The sequence below is a fragment of the Phyllobacterium sp. genome (assembly GCF_037994405.1).
Taxonomy (GTDB): Bacteria; Pseudomonadota; Alphaproteobacteria; order Rhizobiales; family Rhizobiaceae; genus Phyllobacterium.
This window is the reverse complement of record NZ_JBBNAN010000385.1, coordinates 1-3457: the sequence shown is the minus strand read 5'-3', so window position 1 is coordinate 3457 and position 3457 is coordinate 1. Positions and strand designations below refer to the sequence as shown.

Below are 3457 nucleotides of genomic sequence, written 5' to 3'. Positions count from 1 at the left end.
GGCTAGGGCACCGCGTTGAAGCGCATTGAGCAGGCCGGGTGCTGCAACTTTGGCGACGCGCGGCGAATAGCTTGAAGGAAAAACGGTATCCCGGAAGCCATTCATCAATGGATCGGCCAGTGTCCGTGCGCCCAGCCGCATGGCAAGTTTCAGCCGTTCCAGATCGCGCTCGTCGGACAGCATCCTGAAATCGACCGAGGGTTCCGTCCGCGCGTCGGGGGAGGCGAGTTTCAGCATACCGCGCGAATAGGATTTGTTGACCCAGAAGAACATGCTGCCCATACGCATGCCAACGCAATGCCAGCCGGACCGGGAAAGGATCGCGGCATGCATGTCGCCTTGCGGTGTTCCTTCGAGGTCCGACGAGAAGCGCAGGATGCATTGTTCATGATGTTCAGCCTGGTCGGTCACGCGAGCTGCAGGCGGAAGAAAAGCGGCAACGGCGATGGAGGGATGTTCCATCAGGTTGCGCCCGACACCGGGCCGATGCGCGATGAGAGGAATGCCGAGGCTTGAGAGTTCGGCGGACGGTCCAATACCGCTGCGCAACAGCAAGGCCGGGCTATGGATGGCGCCGGACGAGACGATGATCTCAGAAGCAAGGAGTGTTGTGGCAGGATCGCCGCCATTTGCAAGGAGCGTGGCGCCAATGACACGTGTGCCCTCGAAAAGCAGGCGCTCCACCGTCCGGCCGGTGATGACACGCAGATTGGGCCGCTTTCGCACCTCCGATGTCAGATATACAATCGAGGTCGGTACCCTTTCGCCCTGTTCGCTGACCGCCACGGCGCCGACGAAAACACCATCCTGCCAGTCGCCATTCTGGTCGGGCAGCAGAGGATAGCCATTCATGGACAATGTGCGTGAAACGGCACCGACAAAGGGTGACATCCTGTCCTTTGCAAGGCGGCGGATCGGCAAGGGACCGTTCTTTCCATGCAGGGGACCGTCGAAATCGCGATCATTCTCGAGCTTGCGAAAATAGGGCAGGCAATCCTCCCAGCTCCACCCTTCCGCACCGAGCGATTGCCACTCGTCATAGTCGCTTGGAGCACCGCGATTGGCCATCAACGCATTGATCGCCGAGCCGCCGCCGAGGAGCCTCGCCTGCTCATAGCGGCGGGGCATGGGTCGAGCGTGGTTGCTTCCATTGAAGCCCATGAGTGCCGTCAGCGCGTTCCAGATATTGCTTGTGTCGAGATAGGCCCGGCCCGGATAGCGGCTGCGAATCTCGCCCGGCATCGTATCCAGCGTCAAATCACGGCCGGCCTCGACAAGCGTTACGGTTTTGCGCGGATCTTCCGACAGGCGTGCAGCCAGAACACACCCGGCTGATCCCCCGCCGAGGATAAGGAAATCACTTGTCACGGCGGCTTCTCCGGATGTCAGTGACCATTGCCACCCTGCTCAGGCGCTGCCTTGGTCTCCCGGGCATTCAGTGCGATCAGGATCACCAGAAGGAACGATACGGCGGTCAGCAGCGAACTGATTGCTGCAATGGTCGGGTCGATCTCGTCCCGCAACGCGGTGAACATGCGCTTGGTCAGGGTTTGGTTCTCACCGCCGGCAATGAACAAGGCAACAACCGTCTCGTCCAGCGCCGAGATGAAGGCGAACAGCATGCCTGAAATCACGCTCGGCCTGATCTGCGGCAGCGTGACCACGAAGAAGCTGCGCAGCCTGTTCATGCCGAGACTGCGCGCAACCATTTCCTGCGTGGGATCGAACTTGCGCAGGCCGACCAGCACCGCTGTGATGACGTAGGGAATACCCAGCATCACGTTGGCCAGCACCAGGCCCGGCATGGTGGCAAGAAGGCCGACCTTGGCGTAGACGAAGAACACCCCGATGGCGATGATGACGATGGGCGTTACCAAAGGCAGAAGGAGGATGATCTGGAGGCTGTGCACAAGCTGCGATTTCGAATTGTTGATTGCATAGGCGGCGCATGTACCGAGCACGGTGGAGATGGCGGCACTGGAAACCGCAAGGATCAAGCTCACTTTCGTCGCCTGCATCCAGGCGGTGCTGCCAAGATAGGCCTCATACCAGCGCAGGGAAAAGGCGGGCGGCGGAAAGCTGAGAAACCGTGCGCTGGAGAACGACATCGGCACGATGATGATGACCGGGATGATCAGGTAGAGAAGGACCAGACCGACGAAACCGTAAAGGGCGATGCGAGTTGGTTTCATCGTAATCACCTCATTCCCATCAGACGTTCGACCGGGATCACGCGGCTGGCCGCCCAGAAGATGATAAAGACACAAACAAGCAACACAACGCTGATCGAGCTTGCAGCGCCCCATTCATTGTAAAGCTCGACATTGCGGCTGACGAGCATGGAGACCATGAAGGTCCGGCCGCCGCCCAGGAGCTCCGGCGTGATATAAAAACCGAGCGTGAGAACGAAGACCAGCACAGCCCCAGCGATGATGCCGGGCAGTGACAAGGGCAGGAATACACGGAAGAAGACATGCGCCGGACTGCCGCCAAGGCTTGCGCCGGCCATGGTCAGTTCGGCGGGAATCTTTTGCATGGTGGCGTAGAGCGGCAGCACCATGAATGGCAGCAGGATGTGTACCGTCGCAATGACCGTACCGAATTCATTGTTCACCAGGATAAGAGGTGTATCGATCAGGCCCAGGGATTTCAGGGTGCTGTTGATGATTCCAGTGCGTTGCAGGAGGATCAACCAGGCATAGGCGCGTACGAGAACGCTTGTCCAGAATGGAAGCACGACCATCGCCAGCACGACGATGCTCCAGCGGCGCGGCAGCGATGCAGCCACATAGGCGACGGGATAGCCCAGCAGGGCCGTTGCTGCCGTTACAATGAAAGCGATGCGGAATGTCTGGAGAAAGCTGTGCCAGTAGACATCTTCCGTCAGGATGCGGCGATAGTTCTCCAGTGTGAAACCGTCGTGATAGACCGACTGCCAGGCGAGCCACAGCAGGGGAACAAGCAGGAGGGTGACAATGACGGCCAAAGCCGGCACCAGGAGCAGAAACATCAGTATCTGCTCCCGGCGGTCGTGTCGCCGGAAGGCCTCGGGTTGCGATCGAGGCAAGGAAACTCCTCCGGTCAGCACGTGTGTCATGGCTTCTGGATAAACTCCGCCCAACGCTTCTGAACGGCTTCGCCTTCGGGTGAACTCCACCACTCGGTCGAGACCAGCACTTGCTTTGCCGCATTGTCCGGCGCGCTTGGCAGTTCGGCCGCGCGTTCGGCCGGGATCTTGCCGGTCTTGAAAGCTTCCGGATTGCCGGGACCATAGTCGATCTCAAGCGGGAGATTGGCCTGAATTTCCGGCGCCAGCGCCTCGTTCACGAATTTGATGGCTGTTTCCAGATTGGGCGCGTTCTTGAGTATGCAGAGTGAAGTGTTCTGCAGAAAGCCCTGGTTGAAGGTAAAGCCAACATCGCCGCCTTCTTTCTGAACGGCACTGACACGCCCATTC

4 protein-coding genes are annotated in these 3457 nt (G+C 59.4%); all 4 read right to left on the bottom strand.

The window, feature by feature from the left end:
- On the bottom strand, positions 1-1368 hold a 1368-nt coding region (locus tag AAAC48_RS21465; protein WP_340656137.1), incomplete at its 3' end, for a GMC family oxidoreductase N-terminal domain-containing protein.
- Positions 1369-1385: 17 nt separating this feature from the next.
- The gene (locus AAAC48_RS21460; protein WP_340656136.1) at positions 1386-2192 is read right to left on the bottom strand and encodes an ABC transporter permease; all 807 of its coding nucleotides are present in this window, start codon (positions 2190-2192) and stop codon (positions 1386-1388) included.
- A 5-nt stretch (positions 2193-2197) separates the two neighbouring features.
- Entirely contained in the window at positions 2198-3010 is an 813-nt protein-coding gene (locus tag AAAC48_RS21455) for an ABC transporter permease (RefSeq protein ID WP_340656135.1), read from the bottom strand.
- 83 nt (positions 3011-3093) lie between these two features.
- The coding region (locus tag AAAC48_RS21450; protein ID WP_340656134.1) for an extracellular solute-binding protein at positions 3094-3457 on the bottom strand (364 nt) is incomplete at its 5' end.